Raw genomic sequence first — 21,488 nt, 5'->3', positions numbered from 1 at the left:
CTGTGCACAGGCGACTGTGTACGCATGGCACAGGAACCCGGCACTACCGATCCCGCGGACCGGGGGCGCATATCCGGACCTCTCGAAACTGGACGCACCTCTCCCGCCCCCGAGGGCGCCGGACAGGCCCCGGGCGAGCCGACGGCAACACCGCACGCCTCCAACCGGACGGCGGAAGCTGAGAGTTCACCTGCTCGGCCCTCGGCAACAGAGCGCGGCGGCGTCGAAGCCGACGGAGGACGCCGAGGCGCTCGGCGGGCCGGTCGCGACGGGTCTGCAGGCGCGGGACACGTTTCGGCAGCAGACTTTCCGCCGGCAGGGCACGTCTCCAACACCCCGGCGGAAGGGGAGGGCTCGCCCACTCAGCCCTCCACGACTGAGCCCGCCGCCACCGCGCCCCCATCCACACGCACCTCCAGCGAATACCCCGACGCCTCCGCAACCCGCTCCGCCCCCATCGAGCTCTCCGGCCTCGCCGCGCTGAAGGCGCTCGCTCAACCCCGTCGGCAGCGGATGTTGCAGCACCTCACCGTGCACGGCCCCGCCACGTCCGCGACGCTCGCCCGGGCGCTCGGGCTCAACACCGGAGCCACCAGCTACCACCTGCGCGAACTCGCGCGCTACGGCTTCGTCGAGGAGACGGGCGGTGCGGGACACGGCAGGGAGCGCTGGTGGCGGGCCGTACCCGGCGACCGCCGTTTCCCGCCGCGCAGTCGGCAGAGCCCCGAGATGCGGCTCGTGATGGACGAGCTGAACCACCACGCGTACGCCGCCGACCTCGAACTCTTCGAGCAGCTCCAGCGGGACGCGGCCGACGAGCCATGGGCCGACGCCTTCCCGTACTCACGCGGCACGATCCGGCTGACGCTCCCCGAACTGCGCGAGTTCTTCGAGGAGTACATCGCGCTCCTGAACCGCTACAAGCGCCCCGAGGCGGACACCCCGGCCGGCGCGCGCACGGTGCTCACCCGGTTCCTCGCCTTCCCCGCCCAGGCCGAAGCCGCGGACGACCCCATGCCCGGTCCCTCGCCCGACTCCGTGCCCGACGACGCAGACAACAGAAGAGAGACCGAGATCTCATGATGCTGCGCTACGCCCTGCAGACCGTCCGGCACCGCAAAGGCGGTTTCCTCGGAGCCTTCCTCGCCCTGATGTGCGCGGCCGCCCTCATCACGGCCTGCGGCACCCTCCTCGAAACCGGACTGCGCGGCACCATCGGCACCGAGCGCTACGCCGCCGCCCCCGTCGTGGTCTCCGCCGACCAGAACGTCCACCAGACCACCGTCAAGCACAAGAAGGGCAAGACGAAGACCAAACACAAGGCCAAACCCATCGCCGAACGGGCCTGGCTGCCGGAGAAACTCACCACGAGGCTCGGCGAAGTCCCCGGCGCCGATCGCGTCATCCCCGAACTGACCTTCCTCGCCGAGCCGTTGACACCCACCGGCACAGGCGGCCGGACCGCCTACGGGCACGCCTGGGACTCCGCGGCCCTCACCCCGTACACCCTCACCACCGGCACCCCTCCCCGAGCGCGCGGCGACCTGGTCGTCGACCGCTACCTCGCCGACCGCGCTCACCTCGAGCCAGGTGACCGCCTCACCGTCCAGTCCACCCAGAACCCGCGTACGTACCGCGTCACCGGCATCGCAGCGCCCGCCGGGGACGGCATACGTCACCAGACCTCGCTCTTCTTCTCCACCGCCGAAGCCCAGGACCTCGCCGCGCACCCCGGCCAGGTCACGGCGTTCGGTGTCGTCCCGGCCAAGGGCACGGACACGGCCACGCTCAAAGCGTCCGTGGCCAAGGCGCTGCACGGCACCACCGCGCAGATCAGCGCCGGTGACGAGCGAGGCCGCGTCGAGTTCCTGGACGCGGCCGCCGCCCGGATCAAGCTCGTCAGCATGGGCGGCGCGATGGGCGGCACGTCCCTGCTCGTCGCCGTCCTCGTGGTCGTCGGCACCTTCGCGCTCTCCGTGCAGCAGCGGCACCGTGAACTCGCCCTGCTGCGTGCCATCGCCGCCACACCAGGACAGATCCGCAAGCTCCTCGGTCGCGAGGCCCTGCTCGTCGGCGCGGCCGCCGGAGTCGCCGGAGCTCTCGCGGGGCTGCCGCTGGGCGGCTGGCTGCACGGCAGGTTCGTCGCCCTCGGCGCCGTGCCCGCCACGCTTCAGCACACGGTCAGTGTGTTCCCGCTGTTCGCCGCCGTCGCCGCCACCCTCTTCGGAGCCTGGGCCGCCGCCCGTGTCTCCTCCCGCCGCATCGCCCGTATTCGCCCGGCCGAGGCGCTCGCCGAGGCCAGGGCCGAGCGCACCCGACCCGCCTGGGGGCGCATTCTCGCGGGGCTCGTGCTGCTCGCCGGAGGTGCGGTCCTCGTCGCCGTACTCAGCGTCCTGCGCACCGAGCCGGCCTCGACTCCCGTGACATTCCTGGCCGTTGTGGTCCTCGCCTCGGCCGTGGCATTGCTGGGGCCCCTCCTTGTTCGGGCGACCGTGGCGATCCTGGGCGGTCCGCTTCGGCTCACCGGCCCGGGCGGCAGGCTCGCCACCGCCAACCTGCGCGGGAACGCAGCCCGTATGGCCTCCGTCGTCACCCCGCTCACCCTCCTCATCGGTATGACCTGCACCGTCCTCTTCGTCCAGCCGACCCTGGGGCACGCCGCCCGAGCCCAGGCCCGCGAAGGCATCCGCGCGGACTGGGTCCTCGCCGCACAGGGCCCTGGCGTCCCTGAGCAGGCCACACGGCAGCTGCGTACGGACCACGACGTCGCCACCGAAGTCGTCCGCACGACCGTCCGCGTGGGACTCGACAAGTACGCGGCACAGGGCGTCACGCCCGCCGGCCTGACCCGCACCTGGGACCCCGACGTCACCGCGGGCTCCCTCGCCGAGCTCACCAAGGACACCGTCGCCATCAGCGAACTCGCCGCGGACCAGCTCCACTTGAAGCCCGGCAGCACACTGAAACTCACCCTCGGCGACGGTACGCCCGTCACCCTCACCGTCGCCGCCGTCTATGCCAGGGGCCTCGGCTTCGGTGACCTCACCATGGCCCACGACCTGGTCGCCCGGCATGTCGACAACCCGCTCGCGGCCACCGTCCTCGTCTCCACCTCCCGTTCACAGGAAGAACTCGCGGCCGCTGTCCGGAAGTTCCCGGGTGTCCGGGTTGTCTCACCCGCCACCGCGGACTCGCTGCAGGCCGAGCGCCAGCAGGCGAACGCCGAGGTCAACTACTTCGCCATGGGGCTCGTCCTGGCCTTCACCGCCATCGCCGTCGTCAACACGCTCGCCATGTCGGTCTCCGAGCGCGTCCGCGAGTTCGCGTTGCTCCGCCTCGCCGGCGCCACCCGCCGTCAGGTGCTGCGGATGCTGCGGACCGAGGCACTGTCGGTGCTGCTCCTGGCCACGGCCCTCGGCAGCGGCATCGCGCTCGCAGTCCTCACGGCCTTCAGCATCGGAATGACGGGCAGTGCGGCCCCGGCCGTCACTCCCCTGGTGTACGTCGCGGTGGTCGCGACCGCCGGACTGCTCGCCCTCGTCGCCACCGCGCTGCCGGGGCGCGTGGCCCTCAAGGCCCGTGCCGTCACGGTGGCGACGGCCAGGGAGTGACCAGGGAGTAAGGGGCGGTACGCAATGGTGGGGGCCCCTTACATGAAGGGGCCCCCACCGCTACATATGCCCAGGAAGCCGCCGGGGCACGCCAGGGAAGCAGACGATCACGACGCGCAGGTCGGGGTCCCGCCCGCTCCGGCGACTCGTCGAATCCGACACGACGGTTCGGCTCCCGCGGGACGTTCCGCGGTCACTGCCAGTCCTCCGGACGCTCGACCTGCTCGAGGCGCAGGACCTGGCCGCTGCGGCTGTAGCGGCGGATCCGCGGCAGGGGCGGGTAGTACGCGTGGACGGAGATCGCGTGCTCCTCGGTGGACTCGTTGAGCACCTCGTGCACATGGTGGCGGCCGAAGGAGCGCCCCTTGCCGGCCGGCAGTCGCCGCTCCCGGTCGATGTCCTCGGTGAGTTCGAGGGTCTTCCAGCCGTCGGTGGGCAGCCGGGCGGTGAGCGAGTTCTCCTTGAGCTCGCCCGACGCGGTGAGGAAGGCGCCGACCGACTCGGCGTGGTCGTGCCAGCCGGTCCCCGTGCCGGGCGGCCAGCCGATGAGCCAGGCCTCGCTGCCACCGGGGCCGTCGAGGCGTACCCATGTACGGCCCTCGGGGTCGAGCGGCAGGGAAGTGATCAGCTCCGTGTCCGCGGCCGTGCGCCGGACGAAGTCGAGCAGCTCGGCCTGGGTGGGCGTGTGAGCCGGAGCGGAGACGGAAGGGGATGCAACAGAAGGGGAGACAGACACGGGCACCGTCCTGATCAGCGTTCGCGTGGGAGCGCGCGGCAGTACATTTCGGTGGCGCGCGCGGGTGAAGAGGAATGCGAATTCAGAAGGACGGGCGACACACGCAGCCCGCGTAGCGGACGAGGTCCATATGGACCCTCCGCCACAGGCGTACACAGGTGTCGGTCACGATCCGGAGTACACCATGACGGTGCAGGCCGGTCAATTCGGTGTCACCGTATGGACAGAGGGCGCTCAGGACGTACCAGCCGTGGCCTCTGCCGTGGTCCGGGGGCCGCCCAGCGCCGCCTCCGCCGCCTCGTACAGATCAGCCGGACGCACCCCGCTCAACGCCGTGACGAGGTGCCCGTCCGGACGGATCAGCAGCACCGTGTGCGCGGCCGCGCCAGGGTAGCTCTCGGTGACCAGCAGCTCGGCGCGGTGCGGCAGCGCGGTCACGGCGGCCGCGAGCCGCGGCATGATCCCGGCCGTCACCCAGTGCTTGCGCTCCCACACTCCGGTCCCCGGCGCGATCAGCAGCACGAGGAGCGCCCCACGGCCCAGCCGGTCCCGCAGCCGTACGAAGGAACCGTCCTCCGCCGTCACCCGCACATCGAAGACCTGGTCACCCACGGCCGTGCCGACCTCGACCGACGACTCGGCGCGTGGAGGCGCGAGCGGCGAATCGGCGTACGCTCCGGGCGCGCCCAGCAGGCCGCGCCCCAGGTGACTGTCCGTGAGCAACGCGTCGTGGCCGCGAGCCGACCCGCGCACCGCGGAGCGCAGGCCGCCGGCGCGCAGCACCGGCAGTGACTGGTCGGCGGCGCGCAGCCGGGCGGCGACGACGGCGCGCCGCTCCACCTGATAGCTGTCGAGCAGCGCCTCGTGCGGGCCGTGGTGCCAGGCGAAGGCCAGCTTCCACGCGAGGTTGTCGGCGTCCCGCAGGCCTTCGTCGAGGCCCTGCGTGCCGAGCGCGCCGAGCAGATGCGCGGCGTCCCCGGCGAGGAAGACACGGCCGGCCCGCCACCGTCGCGCCAGCCTGTGGTGGACGGTGTGGACTCCGGTGTCGAGCAGTTCGTACGGCGGTGTGGAACCCCCGCTCCAACCCGCGAGGGTCTCGCGGACGCGCGCCACCAGCAGGTCCGGGGTGACCAGGTCCTTGCCCGGCGGCAGCAGCCAGTCCAGGCGCCACACGTCGTCGGCGAGGGGTCGTGCGGTCACCTCTCCGGCCGAGGGGCCCGACGTCCGCCACGGCGGCATCCGGTGCAGCAACGCCTCACCGGGCCACGGAAGTTCCGTACGCAGCGCGGCGACGGCGTGCCGCTCCACGGCGGTGCGGCCCGGGAAGCGGATGTCCTGGAGCTTGCGCACCGTCGAGCGCGGTCCGTCGCAGCCGACCAGGTAGCTGCCGCGCCACCACGTCCCCTTGGGGCCGCGGGTGTGCGCCGTGACGCCCGAGGTCTCCTGCTCGATCGAGTCGAGGCGGCTCTCCACGGCGATCTTGACCAGGCTCTCGGCTGTGATCGCCTCCCTGAGGGCGGCGGTCAGCACGTGCTGGGGGACGTGCAACGGCGCGGGTTCGTCGTCGCCGAACGTGATCTGCCGCATCACCTGCTTGCGCCGCATCGACCGCCATCCGGCCCAACGGAAACCGGCTTCGGTGACGGGGAAACCCGTCAGCCGCTCGATGAGCGCGGCGGTGTCCTCACGCAGTACGACGGTCCGCGCGAGCCGCTGTTCGTCCTTGCCGGGCCCCTCGTCCAGGACGACCGACGGGACCTCCTGCCGCGCCAGCGCCAGGGCGAGCGTGAGTCCGACGGGCCCCGCTCCGACGATGATCACCGGGTCCACGGCGCGGTGCCCCCTGCCCGGAGCGGTGTCCAGAGTGTCTTACCGGGACTGGCAGTTGGAGCGGGGTGCACGATCACAGAACGTATGCAACCCACTGCCGGTGCTTGCGTCAAGTGACGGAGGCAGTGCCCTCCACGGCTGGTCGGCAGACGGTTACTGAATCAAGGCCGAGCCACGTGCCGGAGCGGCCAAGGGGCTATGGCGCCTTACGGGCAACCTACGGCTGAGCGGTCGCCATGACGCACACTCTCGCCGGGCCCGGTGAGAGATCTCGAGGATTCACCTATTACGTCAAGCCGAGATACGGCATTCTTTGGCCTGCCATGCGATGCGAGCAGCGTGGAAGCGGCTATCGGCATTCAGTTTCGAGCATACGGAACGTACGTGATCCTTCACGGTCCCCGGACTGATGGTCAGAAAATGGGCTATGGCTTGATTTGGGAGGCCCTCACTCAATAATTCTAGGACTTCGCGCTCCCTTGCGGTGAGGGCGCAGATCTTCGTCTGTGCAGCTCTCTTCAGTGCCGACTCTGTGGCTGGGGCAGTGTATTCGTGGATGACCTGTTTGGAGATCTCAGGAGAGAGGGCGCAGCCCCCTTGAGATGCCGCAAGAACGGCCCATGGTAGATGCTGTGATGCGCTTTCTTGCAGCAGGATTCCGGATGCGCCAAGGGTGAGCAGTTGGCGCGCTCCTCTTTTCGAGATGGATTCCGCTATAACGAGAACCGCAGGAGACTGTGCAAGCTGCCTCAGTTGGGCGAGGGGTCGAATTGCTTCTGTATGCGAAGAAAAGCAGAACAAGACAAGTTCGGGGCGTGTGACTTCAATCAAGGATGACGCTTCGTGTGTATTCCCTTCGGCGACCACGCTCAGTTTGAGCTGAGATTCCAAGATGGCGCGCAAGCCTGCTCGAAAAAATCGCCGATCGTCAACAAGTGTGACCCGTATCACGTGGCCCCCGTAATCCGTGCCTCGCAAAGGCTGCCACTCTGGTCAGGAGGGCAGCGCGGTAAGTGTACTCAGTTCAGTTTATCAATCTCGCTGAAGAAGCTCGAGTGCGATTACTCAAAATTGAGCCCTTCTTGAGCTTCACTCTCGTCAATGTGAATCATTCTGCATTTATCGCCCATCGTGCATATATTCTCTTTGAGTCATAAAGGGCAATCATTTGCAATTGCGTGAGCTACCGGTAGTTCGTTAAACCCGGCAGTAGAGATCAAGGCCGTGACCGGCTGCGACCGCGTCGAGCAGGGCCTGGAGTTCGGGCGGCGGGTCCTTGTCGATCCAGGCCCGCCACCAGCGACGCAGGGTGGTGGCAGGGGTGAGCCAGGACCGAACGGCGCGTAAGGTCCTGGGCCAGCAAGGCAGTTGGGGCTGGTGGGGTGTGCCTGGTCCCGCTCTCTGGCCGGTCGTCGGGGCAGGGGTCCGGTGCGGTGGCGTCCAGCGGTCCGGGTGGGGCGAACCATTGATTCCAGCAGAGGGAGAAGACGCAGTTCACCAGGGTCTGGTGGCGGCGGATGGCCCGGTCGGAGCGGACTGGAAGCCCCAGCCGAGCTCGTCCTTGATCTGCTTGTAGCTCTGCTCGATCCACGGCCGCAGCCTGTACAACCGGACGATCTCGGCGAGGTCGGCCGGCGGGTGCTGGCTGGTGGCGGCGTGCGGCGCGTCGGGGTGGGGCAGGTTGGTGGCCAGGTACCAGGTGGCCTTCTCCGGCAGTGTGCCCGGGTCGGTGGTGGCCACGACCAGGCGGCACGGGCTGTCGGGATCATAGCCGCCCAGGCGGGCATCGGCGGTCCACCAGGTCTCGGTGTGCCCGTCGCGGAAGTGGCGCTCAACCGGTGTCCAGTCGCCCGGATGGTCGGGATCGGTCCCGGTCAGGGCACGGGCGGCGTCGATCGGGGTGTGCGGCTGGTCGGCGCGTGCCCAGGTGCCGCGGTGCGGCTTGAGCGCCACCACATAGGGAAGGTCGGCCTCGCGCAGCGCGAAGTACACGTGTCCGTCGGTCCAGACCGTGGTCACCGTGACGATTCTGCTGTCGGTGTTGCCCAACCGCCCCAGCCACTGTCGACCCACATGTGCGGTGATCGTGCCGTCCTTGCGGTCGCCGGAGTCGTCGATGACGATCACCCCGCCGTCGTGCGGCGCGGTCGTCTCCTGCGTGCACAGCATCTGAAGCCGCCGGTCGTTGACTCGGTCGGCGTCCCAGGACGACTCCGACAGGAAGAACTGCAGCCGCTGCACCACCGTGCCACCCGCGCCGACCACCGGCTCCGCCCCGGCCAGACAAGTAATCGTCTTGTTCCGGTCCCGTGGCGTGAGCAGCCCCGTGAGGTAGTCGCGAAACCCCCGCCTCTGGGCCAGGTCGGCGAACAGGTCGTCAAACCGGGCCGTGTACTCCGCCAACGGCCCCGGCGCGGGCGGGCACGGACGACGCGCAGTCGTCGCCGACCTCCAATGCTCGACGGAACCCCGCTCCACCGTTGCACGCCCGACGAGACCGCACGTCAACCCCAACTACCGCCGGGTTTAACAAACTACCGCTAATGGTTCTGCGCTTGGGGTCCTTTTGGGGAGGATGTCAACCCCCACCTTGGGGGGAGTTGGGTGAGGCTTCCATCCGTCGGGGGGTGTTCTGCGTGCTCCAAGTCCGAGAGGTTGGTTGTGGAAATGGTTGAGCCTCGTAGCGGGGGTCTCAAGCATGTCAACCCGACACAAAGGGACCGAATCCAAAAGAACGGGGATCTGAGTGCGTACGACAACGAGAATTATCCTTACAGGATCCGCAATGCTCGGCCTTATGCTCTCGGCGCCCGTCACGGCGTCAGCAGCCACTACGGCATGGCCGACGGGATGCTCGTACGAGGTCGTTGACACGAAAATGACTGTGGCGAGGTGCAGCAACTCGCATGGCGGCCACTACCGCGCCTCCGCGATGTGCAAGGACACAGACACTGGCGCCATCAAGTTTTTCGAGGGCGACTGGCGGAATAATGGCTCGTTCTCCAGGGCCTATTGCCAGGGATCGACCAGAACTGTGTCCGCCGGCATCACAACCAAGGCGTCCTGAATGCGAGGCGCCAGCCTCCCGCACACGGCACACCTCTAAATGACCGCGCAGCGAAAGGATCCACGCCAATGAAGAAATGGTCGATTCTCGCCATGGGTGGCGTGGTAGCCGCCTTCACCCTCGGCTTCCAGGGGGCAGCCTCCGCAGCGCCCGCTGGAGCAACCGCCTGGCCGACAGGCTGCACCTACCAGAACAACTTCGAAAACGGTGCGATGGCCCGCTGCACCAACAGCAACGGCGGCCACTACAAGGCCAGCGTCAATTGCACACGCTGGGACGGGGGCGGCATTGTCGTCATCGATGCTCCCAGGTGGCGTACCAGCGGCTGGTCGCAGGTCTTCTGCCCGGCACAGACGCAGTTCTCCTCGGCCGGGATCATCACCAAGTCCACGTAAATAGGCCGAACCGCTCGACAGCGTCCGTGGTCGCGCACAGTCCCACGCGGCGACCACCTGCGAGCCGGGCTAGTAAATGCGGCGGCCCACCGGGCTTCCCGGTTGGGACGCCGCATCCGTTGCGCCGACATCTGATCGTTTACATCGACAGTGATGTTGAAATGGCCCGCCGAAACACCCGGCGGGCCATTTCAACTGCATTAATCAGGTTGTTGTCAGGATATGGCGCGACATCGTCACCACGTGCGGTCCGTTTTCTGGCGCCATTGTGGTGCACGCCATAGCGACACTGCCTGTCCTCAAGACGCCTACCTGCCGGGCGGGTCATGGATGACTGCGTCCAGCGGCGGATGCCGGTGCCCTCCATGGGATTGGACCACACGGAGCCTTGAGGCTAGTGATCAAACTCATTTAGAAGAGCCTTTTGTTCCGGCAGAGACGTTTGCTTCGAGGTTCAGCTGTCGAGCCAGTTCGAGGGTGAGTCGGCGGCTTATGAGGTCGACCACCGCGACGTGAACGGATGAGTTTCGTAGTTTCGGGCAAGTCGGTGCTGACGCATCAGCCAGCTGGTTGGGCCGTTCGACAACCCAGCGTCGCAGGATGACCTTGAAGCCCTTCTGCGCGGAGGCGCGGCGAATGCCTTCGACGTCGATGCCGCGGTGGGCGCCGTGGTCGATGCCCTTGGAGCGGTAGCCGGTTTGGCCCAAGCCCTGATCACGCGAGGGTTCGTGGAAGTGATATGGGAGAGTATGTGGATGCCGCCGGTGTTGTCGGAGACGCAGGCGGCGTCACCCAGACCGCCAGCAGGATACCGAGGGCGTCGATGCCGAGGTAGCGCTTGCGGCCTGCGATTTCTTACTCGCATCCATGCCTTGGCCGGCCGCGGACACATGGGCGGAGGTCTTGACGGTATGTGCGTTCAGCACGCAGGCGCTTGGCTCGGCGTCGCGACTTCGGCCTCGCGCGCCAGACGCAGAAGGCCGTTGAGCTGGTTGGAGATGCCCTTTTTTTCTACCAGGTGACGAAGTACCCATAGGCGGTCTCCCAGGGCGCGAAGTTGTGCGGCAGATAGTGGCTGCGTGCGGGCGGCAGGCCCTGGTTTCCAAGGAACCCGGCGGTGCACGCTGCAAGCTCGACGCGGGCCAACTGCGCGTACTGGAAGCGGTGTTGGATGCTGGTCCGGCCTCCTCCGGCTGGAGTGACCAGTGCTGGACTCTGGCGGGGAGTGGGTTACACCGGCAGTGATAACGCTGCTTGTCCCCAACCTGCTGACCGTCGGTATCCCACCGCGCTGAGTGTGAACCGTTTCTGCCTGCAATCTCGTTCTCACCGTGCACACCGGAACACGTCCACTCAGCGTGGGTGGGAGAACCATGCTTGCCTGCGATCTCACCAGCGTGCCTGAGCACTGAAGGCTCTCGGTCAGCCTTATATGTGTCACCTCGACCGCGAGGAGGCAGTGGCCGATCATGCCACTGCCTCCGGCCGCTCACATCTCGTCAGTTCTTCGGTGCGCTCGAGCCGTTCACGGGCCCTTCTCGACGTCGTGGGTGACGTCCACGTGCTCACCGGGTGCGCTGAGCTCCTCGACCGCGTCCGCGCCGAGCACCGCTCCGGTGGACTTCTTGCCGCGGCGGAGCCTGCCCTCCAGCCAGCTCGCGAAGCTCGTGAGAGAGAAGTTGATCACGATGTAGATCACAGCCACGACCGTGAAGCTGGCGATGGTGTTCGCACCGTAGTAACCGCTCATCGTGTTGGCTGACGCGAGCAGCTCGGAGAAGGTGAGGATCGCGCCGCCGAGCGCCGTGTCCTTCACGATCACCACGAGCTGGCTGACGATCGCCGGGAGCATCGCCGTAACCGCCTGCGGCAGCAGGATGAACCGCATCACCTGGTTCTTGCGCAGGCCGACCGCCATCGCGGCCTCGGACTGGCCCTTGGGCAGCGACAAGATGCCGGCCCGGACGATCTCCGCGAGGACCGAGGAGTTGTAGAGCACCAGGCCGGTGACGACCGCGTACAGCGGACGGTCGTCCGAGCTGACGCCCGTGTACTCGGAGTACGCCGCGAGGGCGAAGATCATCAGGATCAGCACCGGGATGGCGCGGAAGAACTCCACGATCGCCCCGGCGGGAACGCGGATCCAAAGGTGGTCGGAAAGCCGGCAGATACCGAGGACAGCGCCGAGCGGAAGCGCGATGACCATCGAGAGCGCCGCCGCGATGAGTGTGTTCTTCAGGCCCGGCCAGATGTACACCGTCCAGGCCTCGGTGCCGGTGAAGAAGGGCTTCCACAACGCCCACTCGAGCTGGCCCTTGTCGTTGAGCATGCTGTACAGCCACCACAGCACCGCGGCGAGAGCCACGAGGAACAGCAGTGTGAAGACGACGTTCCTGCGCTTGGCGCGGGGGCCCTGCGCATCGTAGAGGACCGAGCTCATCGCTTCACCGCCACCTTCTTGCTCACCCAACCGAGAATCAGGCCGGTCGGCAGGGTGAGGCACATGAATCCGACAGCGAACACGGCCGCGATCAGCAGGAGCTGCGCCTCGTTCTCGATCATTTCCTTCATCAGCAGTGCCGCCTCACCGACGCCGATCGCGGCGGCCACCGTGGTGTTCTTCGTCAACGCGATGAGTACGTTCGCCAGCGGACCCACCACCGAACGGAACGCCTGCGGCAGCACGATCAGCGTCAGAACCTGCGTGAAGTTCAGGCCGATGGCGCGCGCCGCCTCAGCCTGGCCGACGGGAACCGTGTTGATTCCGGACCGCAGCGCCTCGCACACGAAGGCCGAGGTGTACGCGACGAAACCGAGTACGGCGAGCCGGAAGTTGATGGTCTCGAACGTGTTCGCGCCGAGACTGATGCCCAGCGTCTGGTTGAGGCCGAGCGAGGCGAACAGAATGATCACAGTCAGCGGGATGTTCCGCACGATGTTGACGTAGGCGGTCCCGAAGCCGCGCATCAGGGGCACCGGACCGACCCGCATGGCGGCCAGCAGGGTTCCCCAGATCAGGGAGCCGACGGCTGAGAGGACGGTCAGCTGCACCGTCGTCCAGAAGGCTTCCCACAGGTTGTAACCTTCAAGAAAGTCGAACACGATCTCCCGCGCTTCCGCGTGTGTGGAGGGCTCTTTCGAGCAGGTGCGCCGCCCCCGGGGGCGGCGCACCTGTCAGGTCAGATCCCGCTTCACTTGACGATGTTGCCGATCTTCGGGGCGGGCTCGTACTTGTAGTTGGCCGGGCCGAAGTTGGCCTCCACGGCCTTCTCCCAGGACTTGTCGGAGACCATCTTTTCCAGAGCCGTGTTGATCTTGGCCTTGAGGTCGCTGCCGTTCTTGACGCCGATGCCGTAGTTCTCGTTGGTCATCTTGAAGCCGCCGAGCTTGAACTTGCCCTTGAAGCTGTCCTGCGCGGCGTAACCGGCGAGGATCGAGTCGTCCGTGGTCAGCGCGTCGATGGCCTTGTTCTGCACACCGGTCAGGCACGCCGAGTACGTCGGGTACTCCTGCAACTGGGCCTTGGGGGCGAGCTTCTCCTTTACGTTCTGTGCCGAGGTCGAACCCACCACCGAGCACAGCTTCTTGTCGTTGAGGTCCTCCGGCGTCTTGATCGAGTTGTCGTCGGCGCGGATCAGAACGTCCTGGTGGGCCAGGAGGTACGGGCCGGCGAAGTCGACCTTCGCGTCACGCTCATCGGTGATCGAGTACGAGGCGGCGATGAAGTCGACGTCACCACGCTGGAGCATGGTCTCGCGGTCGGCGCTCTTCGCCTCCTTCCACTGGATCTGGTCCTCGCTGTAACCGAGTTCCTTGGCGACGTACGTCGCGACGTCGACGTCGAAGCCCTCGTAACCCTGCGGCGTCTTCTGGCCGACGCCGGGCTGGTCGAACTTGATGCCGATGGTGATCTTCTTGTCGCCGCCGGCGCCAGTGTCAGCGCTGTCGCTGTCCTTGTCGTCCGATCCGCACGCGGTGGCTGTGAGGGCGAGCGCGAGGACGGCGGCCGAGGCGGCGGTGACCTTGCGGAGCTTCATGGTGAACATCCTTTGAGTGGTGAAGATGTGCGAACCGTCGGTGGCGGGTGACGCAGGTCGTCAGTGGTGCAGGATCTTGGAAAGGAAGTCCTTCGCCCGATCGCTGCGCGGATTGCTGAAGAACTGGTCCGGCACAGCCTCTTCGACGATGCGCCCGTCCGCCATGAAGACGACGCGGTTGGCGGCCGAACGGGCGAAACCCATCTCATGTGTGACTACGACCATCGTCATACCGTCACGCGCGAGCTGCTGCATGACTTCCAGAACCTCGTTGATCATCTCCGGGTCGAGAGCCGATGTCGGCTCGTCGAAGAGCATGACCTTGGGGTCCATCGCCAGCGCCCGCGCGATCGCGACACGCTGCTGCTGGCCGCCGGAGAGCTGCGCGGGGTACTTGTCCGCCTGGGCGGTGACGCCCACCCGGTCGAGCAGCGCGCGGGCCTTCTCCTCCGCGGCCTTCTTGTCCGCCTTGCGGACCTTGAGCTGGCCCAGCGTCACGTTCTCGAGCACCGTCTTGTGCGCGAACAGGTTGAAGGACTGGAAGACCATGCCGACGTCGGCGCGCAGTCGGGCGAGCTCCTTGCCCTCCTCCGGCAGCGGCTTTCCGTCGATCGAGATGCTTCCCGACTCGATGGTCTCCAGGCGGTTGATGGCGCGACACAGGGTGGACTTTCCGGACCCGGAGGGTCCGATGACCACGACGACTTCACCACGGGCGATGGTCAGGTCGATGTCCTGGAGCACGTGCAACGCGCCGAAGTGCTTGTTGACGTTCTTCAGCACCACCAGATCGCCAGCCATGGGTACGGCGTCCTTGGTCACTGATACTTCGGTCATCGGCCTCTTGCTCCGTCCTCCTCGGTTGCGAGGACAGTAGTAACCCCGCACGACCAGCGTCATTACATCTGAGGGGAAATTGAGCATAACGATCCGGCAGCAAACGGACACTCTTCGTCAAGGGCACTCCGGGTACGTACCGGCTGAGTAACGGAAGCCACCCTCGCCCCGAACCCACTTGACGCCGTCCGCGTCCATCGGCCTGACTTCCAGGGGACACGCGCGTGCTCACCATTATCCGCCGAGAACGTCCGACCGATGAACCTGAGGGGGCTGGGATGAGACTGCTCCTCGTCGAGGACGACAACCATGTCGCCGCCGCTCTGTCCGCGGTCCTCGCACGCCACGGCTTCGACGTCGTGCACGCCCGCAGCGGCGAGGAGGCCCTCCAGGCACTCGTCCCGGAAGGCGCAGGCTTCGGAGTGGTGCTCCTCGACCTGGGCCTGCCCGACCAGGACGGCTACGAGGTCTGCGGCAAGATCCGTAAGCGCACCAGCACCCCCGTGATCATGGTCACCGCGCGCGCCGACGTACGCTCCCGGATCCACGGCCTCAACCTCGGGGCCGACGACTACGTAGTGAAGCCCTACGACACCGGGGAACTCCTCGCCCGGATCCACGCCGTCAGCCGGCGCACAGTCCCCGACGACGCGGCCGCTCCCGCCGAGACCGCGCTGCGCCTCGGTCCCGTACACATCGAATTGCCCACCCGCCAGGTCAGCGTGGACGGTTCGGTTGTCCAACTGACCCGCAAGGAGTTCGACCTTCTGGCGCTGCTCGCCCAGCGCCCCGGAGTGGTGTTCCGGCGGGAACAGATCATCAGCGAGGTCTGGCGCACCAGCTGGGAGGGGACCGGCCGCACCCTGGAGGTGCATGTCGCGTCGCTGCGCTCCAAGCTGCGCATGCCGGCCCTGATCGAGACCGTGCGCGGCGTCGGATACCGACTCGTCGCGCCCGCTTCGTAGCGGGCCCAGGTGCGCGCACGTCTCCTCCCGCTGCTCATCATCCTGATGGCGGCCGTACTGCTTGCCCTCGGCATCCCGCTCGCCGTCAGCCTGGCGGCGGCCCAGCAGCAGAAGGTGGTCGTCGACCGGATCGACGACACGGCACGCTTCGCGTCCCTGGCGCAGTTCGTCAGCGACCGCCCGAGGGGCTCACGGGTGGACTCCGGCTCCACGGACGAGCGCGGTGAGACGCTCAGCAGGGAACTCGTCAAGTACCACGGGCTGTACGACATCAAGGCCGGAGTCTTCTGGCGCGACGAAGAAGTCATGGCCAACGCGCCGCTGAGCTGGTACATCCCCGACGAGGGCGAGGTCCGCGACGCGTTCGACGAGGCGCTCCAGAGCCGCCGCAGCCACGACCCGAAGCAGGTCTGGCCGTGGGAACGCGACCGTCTCGTCGTCGCGTCCCCCGTCATCTACGACGGGGATGTCGTCGCCGTCGTGGTCACCGAATCGCCCACCGGGCAGATGCGTTCGAAGATCCTTGAGGGCTGGCTGGTCATCGGTGCCGGCGAGGGCGCCGCGATGCTCCTCGCGCTCGGTGCCGCGCTGCGCCTGACCGGCTGGGTGCTGCGGCCCGTACGGGTCCTCGACGCCACCACCCACGACATCGCGACCGGCCGTCTGAAGTCCCGGGTCGCGGCCGCCGGCGGACCCCCGGAGCTCAGACGTCTGGCCCGGTCGTTCAACGAGATGGCCGACAACGTCGAGGACGTCCTGGAACAGCAGCGCGCCTTCGTCGCCGACGCCTCGCACCAGCTGCGCAACCCCCTGTCCGCCCTGCTGCTGCGCATCGAACTGCTCGCCCTGGAGCTCCCCGAGGGCAACGAGGAGATCGCCTCCGTCCGTACCGAGGGCAAACGCCTCGCCCAGGTCCTCGACGACCTCCTGGACCTGGCCCTCGCCGAGCACGCCGAGGCGGACCTGCGGCTCACCGACATCGGAGAGCTGACCGCCGAGCGCGTGGCGTCCTGGTCGCCGCTCGCCGACGGCAAGGGCGTACGACTCGTCGGGACCTGCCCCGCCACGACCGCCTGGGCCGACCCCGTCGCCCTCTCCAGCGCCCTGGACGCGGTGATCGACAACGCGCTGAAGTTCACCCCCGAGGGCGAGTCCGTCAAGGTCGAGGTGGCCTCCAACGGCGAGGTCTCGACCGTCGTCGTCGCCGACCGCGGACCCGGCCTCAGCGACGAGGAACTCACCCGCGTCGGCGACCGCTTCTGGCGCAGCCCCGGCCACCAGAACATCAAGGGCTCGGGCCTCGGCCTGTCCATCTCCCGGGCCCTGCTCGCGGCGGGCGGCGGCTCCATCTCGTACGAGCGCCACGAGCCGCACGGGCTGAAGGTGACGGTGACCGTGCCGCGGGCGGTGCCCGGGACCTGAGAGGGCCCCTGTGCCGGCTGCGGGGCCCGCTGGCGTCCCTAGTTGCCGGCCCAGGGTCTTGTTCGGGTCCTGCGGCGGCCCGCGGACGCAGGACCAGCCACGGACGCCGTACGAGTCCTTACGGCTTGACTGAGCGGTAATAGCGACGTGCGCCCTGGTGGAGCTCCAGCGGGTCTGTGTAGATCGCGGTCCGCAGGTCCACGCGCTGTGCCGCGTGGACCTCCTCGCCGATGCGGTCGCGACTGTTGATCACCGTGCGGGTCACGCCCTCGGTGAGTTTCGCGTCCGTCCCGGCCCGGGTCACGAGCAGGTTCGCCACCGCCACCGTCGGCACGGGGCTGCCGACCTGGGCGCTGGGATAGGCGTCCGCGGGCATGACCGCGGACCGGTAGTAGCTGGACTCCCCGCGCTGCTCGTGGAGCTTCTCGACGAGGTCGCTGCCGATCGGGACGAGCTTGATGTCGAATCTGTTCGAGAGGTCGGTCACGGAGGTCGTCGGGAGCCCGCCGGACCAGAAGAAGGCGTCGATCTTCCTGCCCTCGAGCAGCTCCGGCATGGTCCCTATGCCCGCGGACACCGGCTGGATGTCCTTCTTCGGGTCGAGGCCGGCCGCCTCCAGCACGTGCTCCGCGATCAACCGCACTCCGGAGCTGCGCTGCCCCACCGCCACCCTCTTGCCCTTCAGGTCCTCGACGGTGTCCACGGAGGACGTAAGGGGGACGACCACGTGTACGTAGTCGTCGTACAGCCGCGCGCAGCCGCGCAGCAGGTCCGCGCCCGGCCCGCCGGCCAGCTTGTACTTCTCCACCGCGTCGGCCGCCGCGATGGTGAAGTCGTCCTCCCCGGTGGCCACCCGCTCCACGTTCTCCTGGGAGCCCACGCTGTGGTGCAGCGTCACGTCCAGGCGTGGCATGTCCTTCGCGAGCGCGTTCTGCAGCAACTTCCCGTACAGCTGGTACACGCCGGTCGGCGAACCCGTGCTGATGGACACCTTTCCGCTCGGCGAGCTCTCGCCCAGGGGCAGCAGCCACCACAGGAGCAGCCCGAAGGCCACGAAGGCGGCGGCCGAACCCTGCAGGGCGCGGCGTCTGCCGATACGGGGGAGTGCCTGGAACATGCGCGCGATCCTGCCAGCTCACCGGCCGGGATGACCAGGGCCGGGCCCCACGGGGAGCCGGCCGGCTCCGGCATCCACCACGTCGGCAACTGGTCCGACGACGTCGCCGCGGACTCCGCCGAGCTCGTACGCCGGAGCTTTGTGACCGAGGCGTCCCGTACGGGTTCGGACGGTGCCCGTGCGCAGGCGCGGCACCGCTGTCCGGCGACGGCATCGGTGTCGAGCCGGAGCAGGGCTCCGCCGGACCGCTCCCGGGCAGGGCCTTCCCGGGAGCGCCTACCCTAGGGGGATGACCAGCAGCAGTGACCGGAGCCTCACAGTGGACGTTCAAGAATCTAAAAGCTACGAAATCCGCACTTACGGGTGTCAGATGAACGTTCACGACTCCGAGCGGCTCTCCGGGCTGCTGGAGGACGCCGGTTACGTACGCGCGCCCGAGGGCTCCGACGGTGACGCCGACGTCGTCGTCTTCAACACCTGCGCGGTGCGGGAGAACGCCGACAACCGTCTGTACGGCAACCTCGGCCGGCTCGCGCCGATGAAGACGAAGCGGCCCGGCATGCAGATCGCCGTCGGCGGCTGCCTCGCCCAGAAGGACCGCGACACCATCGTGAAGAAGGCGCCCTGGGTGGACGTCGTCTTCGGTACGCACAACATCGGCAAGCTGCCCGTCCTCCTGGAGCGCGCCCGCGTACAGGAAGAGGCGCAGGTCGAGATCGCCGAGTCGCTCGAGGCGTTCCCGTCGACGCTGCCGACCCGCCGCGAGAGCGCGTACGCCGCCTGGGTCTCCATCTCCGTCGGCTGCAACAACACCTGCACCTTCTGCATCGTCCCGGCGCTGCGCGGCAAGGAGAAGGACCGCAGGACCGGCGACATCCTCGCCGAGATCGAGGCACTCGTCGGCGAGGGCGTATCCGAGATCACGCTGCTCGGCCAGAACGTGAACGCCTACGGCTCCGACATAGGCGACCGTGAGGCCTTCAGCAAGCTCCTGCGGGCCTGCGGGCAGATCGAGGGCCTGGAGCGTGTCCGCTTCACCTCGCCGCACCCGCGCGACTTCACCGAGGACGTCATCGCCGCGATGGCCGAGACGCCGAACGTGATGCCGCAGCTGCACATGCCGCTGCAGTCCGGGTCGGACACCGTCCTGAAGGCGATGCGCCGCTCGTACCGGCAGGAGCGGTACCTCGGGATCATCGACAAGGTCCGCGCCGCGATCCCGCACGCCGCGATCACCACCGACATCATCGTGGGCTTCCCCGGCGAGACCGAGGAGGACTTCGAGCAGACCCTGCACGTGGTCCGCGAGGCCCGCTTCGCGCAGGCGTTCACGTTCCAGTACTCCAAGCGCCCCGGCACCCCGGCGGCCACCATGGAGAACCAGATCCCCAAGAAGGTCGTGCAGGCGCGGTACGAGCGTCTCGTCGCGCTCCAGGAGGAGATCTCCTGGGACGAGAACAAGAAGCAGGTCGGCCGCACGCTGGAGCTGATGGTCGCCGAGGGCGAGGGCCGCAAGGACGGCGCCACGCACCGCCTCTCCGGGCGCGCCGCCGACAACCGCCTGGTGCACTTCACCAAGCCCGACGTCGAGGTCCGTCCCGGTGACGTCGTCACCGTCGAGATCACGTACGCCGCCCCGCACCACCTGCTCGCCGAGGGCGCCGTCCTCGATGTGCGCCGCACGCGCGCGGGGGACGCCTGGGAGAAGCGCAACGCCGCCGAGGCCGCGAAGCCGGCGGGTGTCATGCTCGGGCTCCCGCAGATCGGGATTCCGGAGCCGCTGCCGGTCGCCACGAGCAGCGGGTGCGGCCGCGACTGACCCTGTCACGGGCCGGGAAGGGGTCCCTCATGCCGTACAGCGTGGAGTTCACCGAGCGTGCCGCACGCGTCCGGGACAGCCTTCCCGCCGAGCGCCTGGAGGTCCTGGACCGCGGGCTGGCCATTCTGGTGGCCGACCCGCGCCACAAGCTGTCGCACCCCGTGGGCGGTGACGAGGCGACCCGTGAGATAGCCCTGTCGCGGAACCTGTTCATCGAGTACGTGATCAGCGATGGCAAGCTCGTGGTGCTCCTCCTCACGGTCATCGATCTCACGGACGTGCTCATCGAGGAGTGACGTCCGGCCGCCGAGGAGTGACGTCGGGCCGCCGAGGAGTGACGTCGGGCCGCCGCGCGGGGTTACGCTGCCGATCATGCTGGTCGCCGCCGCCGTCTGCCCCTGTCCACCCCTGCTCGTGCCCGACCTCGCCGCGGATGCCGCGCACGAGTTGGACGCCGTGCGCGCCGCGTGCATGGATGCCCTGGGGGTGCTGGCCGCCGCGCGGCCCGACCGGCTGGTGGTCGTGGGTCCCGCCGAGCAGAGCCGGCGCGGGCCGTATCCGGAGGGCGCGCGGGGTTCCTTCCGCGGGTTCGGCGTGGATCTTGATGTGCGGCTGGGCGGGAACGGGGGCCGTGCGCCGGAAGGCCCGGCCGGATCGGAGCCCGCCGAGGGTTCCGCACGTGTGCTTCCGTCCTCGCTCGCCGTCGCCGCCTGGCTGCTCCGTCGTACGGACTGGTCCGACGCTCCCGTCGAAGGGTTCGGCGTCGGGGAACCTCTCGCGGCCGAGCGGTGTATCCAAGCCGGAGAGGACATCGTCGCGCGGACGGGGAGCGGGCGGACGGAGAGCGGGCGGGCTGAGAGGGTGGCGCTGCTGGTGATGGGCGACGCCAGCGCGTGCCGCACACTCAAGGCGCCGGGCTATCTGGACGAGCGGGCGGCGGGCTTCGACGCGGAGGTCGCGCGTGCGCTGGGCGCGGCCGATGTGTCCGCCCTCAAGGCACTGGACGCCGAGCTCGCATACGAGTTGAAGGCCTCCGGCCGGGCGCCCTGGCAGGTACTCGCGGGCGCGGCGGAGGGTGCGGGGCTCGAGGGCGCGCTGTTGTACGAGGACGCGCCCTATGGCGTTGGGTATGTGGTGGCGGCCTGGTCGTAGGCCCTGCGCACCGTCGTAAGAAAGTCGCAGGCCCTACGCGCGTGACCCGGGCGCAGCCCGTACGCAACCGTGGCGCACCCCAAGGATGCCACCCTGGCGCACCCCAAGGACGCAACCCTGGTGCACCCCATGAACACGGCGGACGGCCCGGAGCCCAAACGCTCCGTGGCCGTCCGCCGATGTGGTGTCGCTCAGGATGCCGAGGGCGGTGGCGGCGGGGGTGACGGAGGCGTCGCGCCGCCTTCCGTACCGTCGCTCTCCTTGTGCGCGAGTCGGTCCAGGGCGCCCTTGGCCTTGCCCGTGCCCGTCTGGATCTTGTCGCTGTACTTGCCCTTGGTCTTCTCATCGGCCACCTTCGCGGCCTTGTCGAGACCCTGCTCGATCTTGTCGATCTTTCCCCCGTGCTGCTGCGCGAGGTCAGAGACCTTCTCCTTGGCAGGCGCGAGCCTGGCCTTCAAGTTCTTCAGGAGACTCATGGTTCACCTTCCCTCGCGAGACAG

The 21,488-nt window shown here is 68.2% G+C and carries 19 protein-coding genes and 2 pseudogenes; 9 read left to right on the top strand and 12 right to left on the bottom strand.

All coding sequences use genetic code 11. From position 1 onward, the window contains the following. Positions 1–456 precede the first annotated feature (456 nt). Positions 457–1,083 carry a winged helix-turn-helix domain-containing protein gene (locus tag GAS53_RS12780; protein ID WP_225858893.1) on the top strand — a complete coding sequence of 209 codons (627 nt, stop codon included), beginning with the start codon at positions 457–459 and terminating at the stop codon, positions 1,081–1,083. Next, positions 1,080–3,611: an FtsX-like permease family protein gene (locus tag GAS53_RS12775; RefSeq protein WP_151477628.1), complete on the top strand. Its 2,532-nt coding sequence runs from the start codon at positions 1,080–1,082 to the stop codon at positions 3,609–3,611. Before GAS53_RS12780 ends, GAS53_RS12775 begins: the two co-directional genes overlap by 4 nt. A 193-nt stretch (positions 3,612–3,804) precedes the next feature. Here the strand turns inward: GAS53_RS12775 and GAS53_RS12770 are convergent, their stop codons facing one another. From GAS53_RS12770 to GAS53_RS12755, 5 genes and pseudogenes are all read right to left on the bottom strand, one after another. Further along, entirely contained in the window at positions 3,805–4,347 is a 543-nt protein-coding gene (locus GAS53_RS12770) for a cupin domain-containing protein (RefSeq protein WP_192583087.1), read from the bottom strand. 82 nt (positions 4,348–4,429) lie between these two features. Further along, positions 4,430–4,516, bottom strand: coding sequence for a putative leader peptide (locus tag GAS53_RS57985; protein ID WP_318722129.1), 87 nt, complete (start codon positions 4,514–4,516; stop codon positions 4,430–4,432). Between the two features lie 65 nt (positions 4,517–4,581). Continuing rightward, positions 4,582–6,177 (bottom strand): FAD-dependent monooxygenase, encoded by a 1,596-nt coding sequence (locus GAS53_RS12765; protein WP_151477627.1) that lies wholly within the window; start codon positions 6,175–6,177, stop codon positions 4,582–4,584. Between the two features lie 291 nt (positions 6,178–6,468). After that, entirely contained in the window at positions 6,469–7,044 is a 576-nt protein-coding gene (locus tag GAS53_RS58315; RefSeq protein WP_225858892.1) for a response regulator transcription factor, read from the bottom strand. Positions 7,045–7,393: 349 nt separating this feature from the next. Continuing rightward, positions 7,394–8,655, bottom strand: a pseudogene (locus GAS53_RS12755) (transposase). A gap of 657 nt (positions 8,656–9,312) precedes the next feature. Here GAS53_RS12755 and GAS53_RS12745 point away from each other — a divergent pair. Further along, entirely contained in the window at positions 9,313–9,639 is a 327-nt protein-coding gene (locus GAS53_RS12745; RefSeq protein ID WP_151477623.1) for a hypothetical protein, read from the top strand. Positions 9,640–10,046: 407 nt separating this feature from the next. Here GAS53_RS12745 and GAS53_RS58310 read toward each other — a convergent pair whose 3' ends face one another. Beyond that, on the bottom strand, positions 10,047–10,346 hold the full coding sequence (locus GAS53_RS58310) for a hypothetical protein (RefSeq protein ID WP_151477622.1): 300 nt from the start codon (positions 10,344–10,346) through the stop codon (positions 10,047–10,049). Between the two features lie 367 nt (positions 10,347–10,713). On the opposite strand from GAS53_RS58310, the pseudogene GAS53_RS58775 reads away from it, so the two are divergent. Next, positions 10,714–10,860, top strand: a pseudogene (locus tag GAS53_RS58775) (IS630 family transposase); the annotation flags it as partial. A gap of 304 nt (positions 10,861–11,164) precedes the next feature. On the opposite strand, the gene GAS53_RS12730 reads toward GAS53_RS58775, so the two are convergent. The 4 genes from GAS53_RS12730 to GAS53_RS12715 form a co-directional block, all read right to left on the bottom strand. Beyond that, positions 11,165–12,079, bottom strand: a complete 915-nt coding sequence (locus tag GAS53_RS12730; protein ID WP_151477621.1) for an amino acid ABC transporter permease — start codon at positions 12,077–12,079, stop codon at positions 11,165–11,167. Beyond that, a complete protein-coding gene (locus tag GAS53_RS12725; RefSeq protein ID WP_151477620.1) occupies positions 12,076–12,741 on the bottom strand; it encodes an amino acid ABC transporter permease in 666 nt (221 codons plus the stop codon). Before GAS53_RS12725 ends, GAS53_RS12730 begins: the two co-directional genes overlap by 4 nt. An 89-nt stretch (positions 12,742–12,830) precedes the next feature. Beyond that, positions 12,831–13,676 (bottom strand): glutamate ABC transporter substrate-binding protein, encoded by an 846-nt coding sequence (locus GAS53_RS12720; protein WP_151477619.1) that lies wholly within the window; start codon positions 13,674–13,676, stop codon positions 12,831–12,833. Between the two features lie 60 nt (positions 13,677–13,736). Continuing rightward, positions 13,737–14,513, bottom strand: coding sequence for an amino acid ABC transporter ATP-binding protein (locus GAS53_RS12715; protein ID WP_151477618.1), 777 nt, complete (start codon positions 14,511–14,513; stop codon positions 13,737–13,739). 278 nt (positions 14,514–14,791) lie between these two features. Between GAS53_RS12715 and GAS53_RS12710 the strand changes: the two genes are divergently transcribed. Together GAS53_RS12710 and GAS53_RS12705 are read left to right on the top strand one after the other, a co-directional pair. Further along, positions 14,792–15,478, top strand: coding sequence for a response regulator transcription factor (locus tag GAS53_RS12710; protein WP_151477617.1), 687 nt, complete (start codon positions 14,792–14,794; stop codon positions 15,476–15,478). A 9-nt stretch (positions 15,479–15,487) separates the two neighbouring features. Continuing rightward, the gene (locus GAS53_RS12705; RefSeq protein ID WP_151477616.1) at positions 15,488–16,900 is read left to right on the top strand and encodes a sensor histidine kinase; all 1,413 of its coding nucleotides are present in this window, start codon (positions 15,488–15,490) and stop codon (positions 16,898–16,900) included. A 118-nt stretch (positions 16,901–17,018) separates the two neighbouring features. Here GAS53_RS12705 and GAS53_RS12700 read toward each other — a convergent pair whose 3' ends face one another. Then, positions 17,019–18,017, bottom strand: coding sequence for a TAXI family TRAP transporter solute-binding subunit (locus GAS53_RS12700; RefSeq protein ID WP_151477615.1), 999 nt, complete (start codon positions 18,015–18,017; stop codon positions 17,019–17,021). Positions 18,018–18,306: 289 nt separating this feature from the next. Between GAS53_RS12700 and miaB the strand changes: the two genes are divergently transcribed. The 3 genes from miaB (at position 18,307) to GAS53_RS12680 (ending at position 20,988) form a co-directional block, all read left to right on the top strand. After that, positions 18,307–19,836 (top strand): tRNA (N6-isopentenyl adenosine(37)-C2)-methylthiotransferase MiaB, encoded by a 1,530-nt coding sequence (gene miaB, locus GAS53_RS12690; RefSeq protein ID WP_151477614.1) that lies wholly within the window; start codon positions 18,307–18,309, stop codon positions 19,834–19,836. A gap of 29 nt (positions 19,837–19,865) precedes the next feature. After that, a complete protein-coding gene (locus tag GAS53_RS12685) occupies positions 19,866–20,132 on the top strand; it encodes a hypothetical protein (protein WP_151477613.1) in 267 nt (88 codons plus the stop codon). Between the two features lie 76 nt (positions 20,133–20,208). After that, positions 20,209–20,988 carry a class III extradiol dioxygenase subunit B-like domain-containing protein gene (locus tag GAS53_RS12680; RefSeq protein WP_151477612.1) on the top strand — a complete coding sequence of 260 codons (780 nt, stop codon included), beginning with the start codon at positions 20,209–20,211 and terminating at the stop codon, positions 20,986–20,988. A 191-nt stretch (positions 20,989–21,179) separates the two neighbouring features. On the opposite strand, the gene GAS53_RS12675 is transcribed toward GAS53_RS12680, so the two are convergent. Further along, positions 21,180–21,464, bottom strand: a complete 285-nt coding sequence (locus tag GAS53_RS12675; protein ID WP_151477611.1) for an antitoxin — start codon at positions 21,462–21,464, stop codon at positions 21,180–21,182. Positions 21,465–21,488 lie beyond the last annotated feature (24 nt).

Source organism: Streptomyces albicerus (genome assembly GCF_008905045.1).
GTDB classification, from domain to species: domain Bacteria; phylum Actinomycetota; class Actinomycetes; order Streptomycetales; family Streptomycetaceae; genus Streptomyces; species Streptomyces albicerus.
Note: the sequence above shows the minus strand (reverse complement) of the source record. Positions and strands in the feature narration are given on the sequence as shown.

Bases quoted from the DNA above. Each gene is read 5' to 3' on its own strand.
- GAS53_RS12775 (WP_151477628.1), top strand. From the start codon at position 1,080: ATGATGCTGCGCTACGCCCTGCAGACCGTCCGGCACCGCAAAGGCGGT.
- GAS53_RS12745 (WP_151477623.1), top strand. From the start codon at position 9,313: ATGAAGAAATGGTCGATTCTCGCCATGGGTGGCGTGGTAGCCGCCTTC.
- GAS53_RS12730 (WP_151477621.1), bottom strand. From the start codon at position 12,079: ATGAGCTCGGTCCTCTACGATGCGCAGGGCCCCCGCGCCAAGCGCAGG.
- GAS53_RS12720 (WP_151477619.1), bottom strand. From the start codon at position 13,676: ATGAAGCTCCGCAAGGTCACCGCCGCCTCGGCCGCCGTCCTCGCGCTC.
- GAS53_RS12715 (WP_151477618.1), bottom strand. From the start codon at position 14,513: ATGACCGAAGTATCAGTGACCAAGGACGCCGTACCCATGGCTGGCGAT.
- GAS53_RS12710 (WP_151477617.1), top strand. From the start codon at position 14,792: ATGAGACTGCTCCTCGTCGAGGACGACAACCATGTCGCCGCCGCTCTG.
- GAS53_RS12700 (WP_151477615.1), bottom strand. From the start codon at position 18,017: ATGTTCCAGGCACTCCCCCGTATCGGCAGACGCCGCGCCCTGCAGGGT.
- miaB (WP_151477614.1), top strand. From the start codon at position 18,307: ATGACCAGCAGCAGTGACCGGAGCCTCACAGTGGACGTTCAAGAATCT.
- GAS53_RS12685 (WP_151477613.1), top strand. From the start codon at position 19,866: ATGCCGTACAGCGTGGAGTTCACCGAGCGTGCCGCACGCGTCCGGGAC.
- GAS53_RS12680 (WP_151477612.1), top strand. From the start codon at position 20,209: ATGCTGGTCGCCGCCGCCGTCTGCCCCTGTCCACCCCTGCTCGTGCCC.
- GAS53_RS12675 (WP_151477611.1), bottom strand. From the start codon at position 21,464: ATGAGTCTCCTGAAGAACTTGAAGGCCAGGCTCGCGCCTGCCAAGGAG.